Source organism: Streptomyces sp. NPDC033845 (genome assembly GCF_055576225.1).
The window spans coordinates 1-3,056 of sequence record NZ_JBVIRI010000070.1; the positions used below are offsets into that span (position 1 = coordinate 1).

Consider the following 3,056-nt stretch of genomic DNA (forward strand, 5'->3'; position numbering starts at 1 on the left):
TCGCGCGTACGTCGTGGACGACGGTGGTCTTGTAGGGGCGGGCGGCGTCCAGCAGTGTGTTGAGCCGGGACGTCACCAGGGTGGAGTCGATGCGGGCGGCGTCGTCGAGGGCCTGGTGGGCTGCCGCAGCCCCTTGTTCGGCCTCGCCTTCGTCGAAGAGGGCGGCGGCCAGGCCGACGCGGTCCATGACGCGGACCCGGTCGAAGCCGGGCTTCCTGAGCCTGAGGGCGTCGTGGAAGTGGGTGCTGGCGGTCCGGCGGCCGCGGCCGAGTCCGGTGAGGTCGCGGGCGGAGACAGCGCGGGCGCCGGTGTGTTCAGCGGCGTCGAAGTAGTCCACCCACTCCGGGACGTCGCCGAGGCCGGCGGCCAGGAGTTCGTCGGCGTCGCCGAGATGCCGGTCGGCTGCTCGCTCGTCGCCGAGGGCGGCGTGTACTCGGCCGGTCTGGGAGGCGACCAGTGCCTGGGTGGCGGGCGTCTGTGCCTTCGCTCCGGCTACGCCGAGGAGGCCGAGGGCGTCGCCGGGGCGGCCGAGGTAGATCATCTGGTGGGACATGCGGGTGACGATCTCCACTCCGCGGTCGGGGTGTCCGGCCTCGCCGGCCGCGTACACGCCGTAGCTCCAGTACCGCTGTGCTGTGCCGTACCGGTCGCAGTCGTGGCTGACCCACCCCGCGAGCGCCGCGAGGTCGGCGGTGGCCGCGAACACGCGGGTCCGCAGGCTGCGGGGGACGCCGTCCTGGATGCGGCGGGCGACTTCGGCGAGCTGGGCGACGATTGCCGAGCGGTAGAGGCCGCCGCCCTTGGAGGCGTCGACCTGGGAGAAGAACGCGGTCACGTCCTCCAGGGCGGTGACGGTGCCCGCGTCGAAGCCCTTCGTGCTGCTGTTCAGCGCGTGGGCGGTGCCGCCGAGCATCCGTTCGGCGGCGAGGATCAGTGGGGCGCCTACGGCGAGTCTGAGGGTGTCGCGGCGGTTGATGAACAGGTCCATCTGCGTCCATCCGGCCAGGGAGTGGGCGGCTGCCTCGGTCAGCAAGGGCAGTTGGATGCTGTCCAGCTCGGGGCCGGTGGTGGTCAGGCCGAGGTCACCGGGAGTGAGGGCCTGGCCCGCCGCCTCCGAGAGTACTTCGGCAAGGAGGGCGGGTACCGGAGAGCGGGGGCGTTCGCCGTCGATCCAGCGCCGGATGCGGGTGGCGTCGGGGGCGATCTGGCGGTGGCCTTGGGCTTTGGCCGCCGCCGCGATGCGGCGCGCGATCTCGCTGTGGGACAGGCCGGTTGCGGCGATCCACAGTTCCAGGTGCGGGTTTCCGGATCTGTCGGCCATCGCTGCCTCACCCTCCCGACTCCAAGTACGGAGCGTGGCATTTGCGCCACGGTTCGCGACCTCTACGGTGCTGGTGCGGGGCGGTGGCGGGGGCGGATTCTTCTGGAGGCGGCAGCCGCCCGGCTGACCGCCTGAGAGTAGAAGGGGAAGGGATTGCGCATGCAGACGCTTGCACCCCAGGCTCCGTGGGCGATGGGGCTGGTCACCGACCGGCTGCCGATCGGCCAGCCGTCCTACGCCGCGGTGGCTCTGGACCCGTCCACGCAGACCGCCCGCTACACCGACGCGGCCGGCCGCCGGCTGGAGATGGGCCAGCACGGCACCAACCAGACCAACCCGACCGTGTCCCAGTCCGGTGGCAGCGACGGAGACAGCCCGCAGCCGCAGACCTCGGACGACTCCAGCCCCGACTACAGCACGGACTGACCGATGACCTCCACCATCCTGGTCCTCACCGCGCTGGAGGACGTCACCGCGGACCTGGTGATCGGCGCACTGAACGAGCGTGAGGTGCCCCTGGTCCGCGCGGACCCCGCCGACATCGGGGCGGGGCTGTCCTTCGGGGCCCGCATCGGAGGCGGGGCGCCGGCCTGGGGCGGACGCCTGGTCACCGGCAGCCGGGAGGTGGAGTTAGGGGAGGTGGCGGCGGTGTACTACCGCCGCCCCACCCCGTACGCCGCCCGGTACGGGCACCTGCCCGCCCAGCAACGGGACTTCTGCGTCGCCGAGGCCCGGCACGGGCTCGGCGGAATCCTGCACACCCTGGGCGGCGCCCTCTACGTCAACCATCCCCTCGCCGTCGCCCGCGCCGAGTTCAAGCCCGCCCAGCTGGAGCGGTTCGCCGAGCTCGGGCTCACCATCCCGGCGACGCTGGTCACTAACGACGTCGGCCAGGCCCGCGCGTTCGCCGCCGAACACGGCCGGATCATCTACAAGCCCTTCCGCGGCCTGCCCGCCAGCAACGACGGGCACGCCGGGGTGATCTGGGCCCAGCGCGTCGACCCCGACACCTTCGACGACTCCCTGTCGGTCATGCCCCACCTGTTCCAGGCGGAGGTGCCCAAGACCGGCGACGTGCGGATGACCGTCGCCGGCCGGCAGGTGTTCGCCAGCCGTGCCCAGGCACCCGACGGCGCCCTTGACTGGCGCCGCGGCGACTGGAACAAGCTGGTCCACGCCCCCATCGACGTACCCGAGCCCATCGCCGCCGCGGCACGCGACTACCTGGCATCGTTCGGCCTGGTCTTCGGCTGCTTCGACTTCGCCCTGACCGGCGGCGGCGAGAGGGCGGAGCACTGGACGGCCATCGAATGCAATCCGAACGGGCAGTGGGGCTGGCTCCCCGACGCTGCCGCCATCACCGAAGCGTTCGCCGACATCCTCACCCAGGAAGGAGGCGGCAGGCCGTGACCTTGCCCGCCGACCCCGAGACCGACGCCGTCCCCCTGCGCCAGACCATGGCCAAGGCCCTCACAGAAGACGGGGTACTCGCCGATCCCGCATGGCGGGCCGCCGTGGAGCGGGTGCCGCGGCACCGGTTCGTGCCCGGCTTCTACCTGCCCGCCGACGAACCCGACAGCCTCGGGCTGACCGTGTGGCAGCCGGTCACCGCCGCACTCGACTACGGCCGCTGGCTGTCCGCCGCCTACACCGACACCACGCTCATCACCCAGTTCGACGGCGACGAACCCGACTGGACCCGGCCCTCCCCCCGGCACGGCGGGGCACCCACCTC

Annotated in this window: 3 protein-coding genes and 1 pseudogene; 3 read left to right on the forward strand and 1 reads right to left on the reverse strand. The window is 72.4% G+C overall.

Annotation, left to right across the window (positions count from 1 at the left end; genetic code table 11):
- Positions 1 to 1,321 (reverse strand): Tat pathway signal protein (locus ACZ50K_RS37775; protein ID WP_468912001.1); only part of this gene is annotated, 1,321 nt, incomplete at its 3' end.
- Positions 1,322 to 1,480: 159 nt separating this feature from the next.
- Here ACZ50K_RS37775 and ACZ50K_RS37780 point away from each other — a divergent pair.
- The 3 genes and pseudogenes from ACZ50K_RS37780 to ACZ50K_RS37790 all read left to right on the forward strand — a co-directional run.
- A complete protein-coding gene (locus tag ACZ50K_RS37780; RefSeq protein WP_468912004.1) occupies positions 1,481 to 1,747 on the forward strand; it encodes a putative ATP-grasp-modified RiPP in 267 nt (88 codons plus the stop codon).
- A gap of 3 nt (positions 1,748 to 1,750) precedes the next feature.
- Positions 1,751 to 2,731, forward strand: a complete 981-nt coding sequence (gene tgmB / locus ACZ50K_RS37785; RefSeq protein WP_468912007.1) for an ATP-grasp ribosomal peptide maturase — start codon at positions 1,751 to 1,753, stop codon at positions 2,729 to 2,731.
- Positions 2,728 to 3,056, forward strand: a pseudogene (locus ACZ50K_RS37790) (ATP-grasp peptide maturase system methyltransferase); the annotation flags it as partial. The gene tgmB and the pseudogene ACZ50K_RS37790, both read left to right, overlap by 4 nt.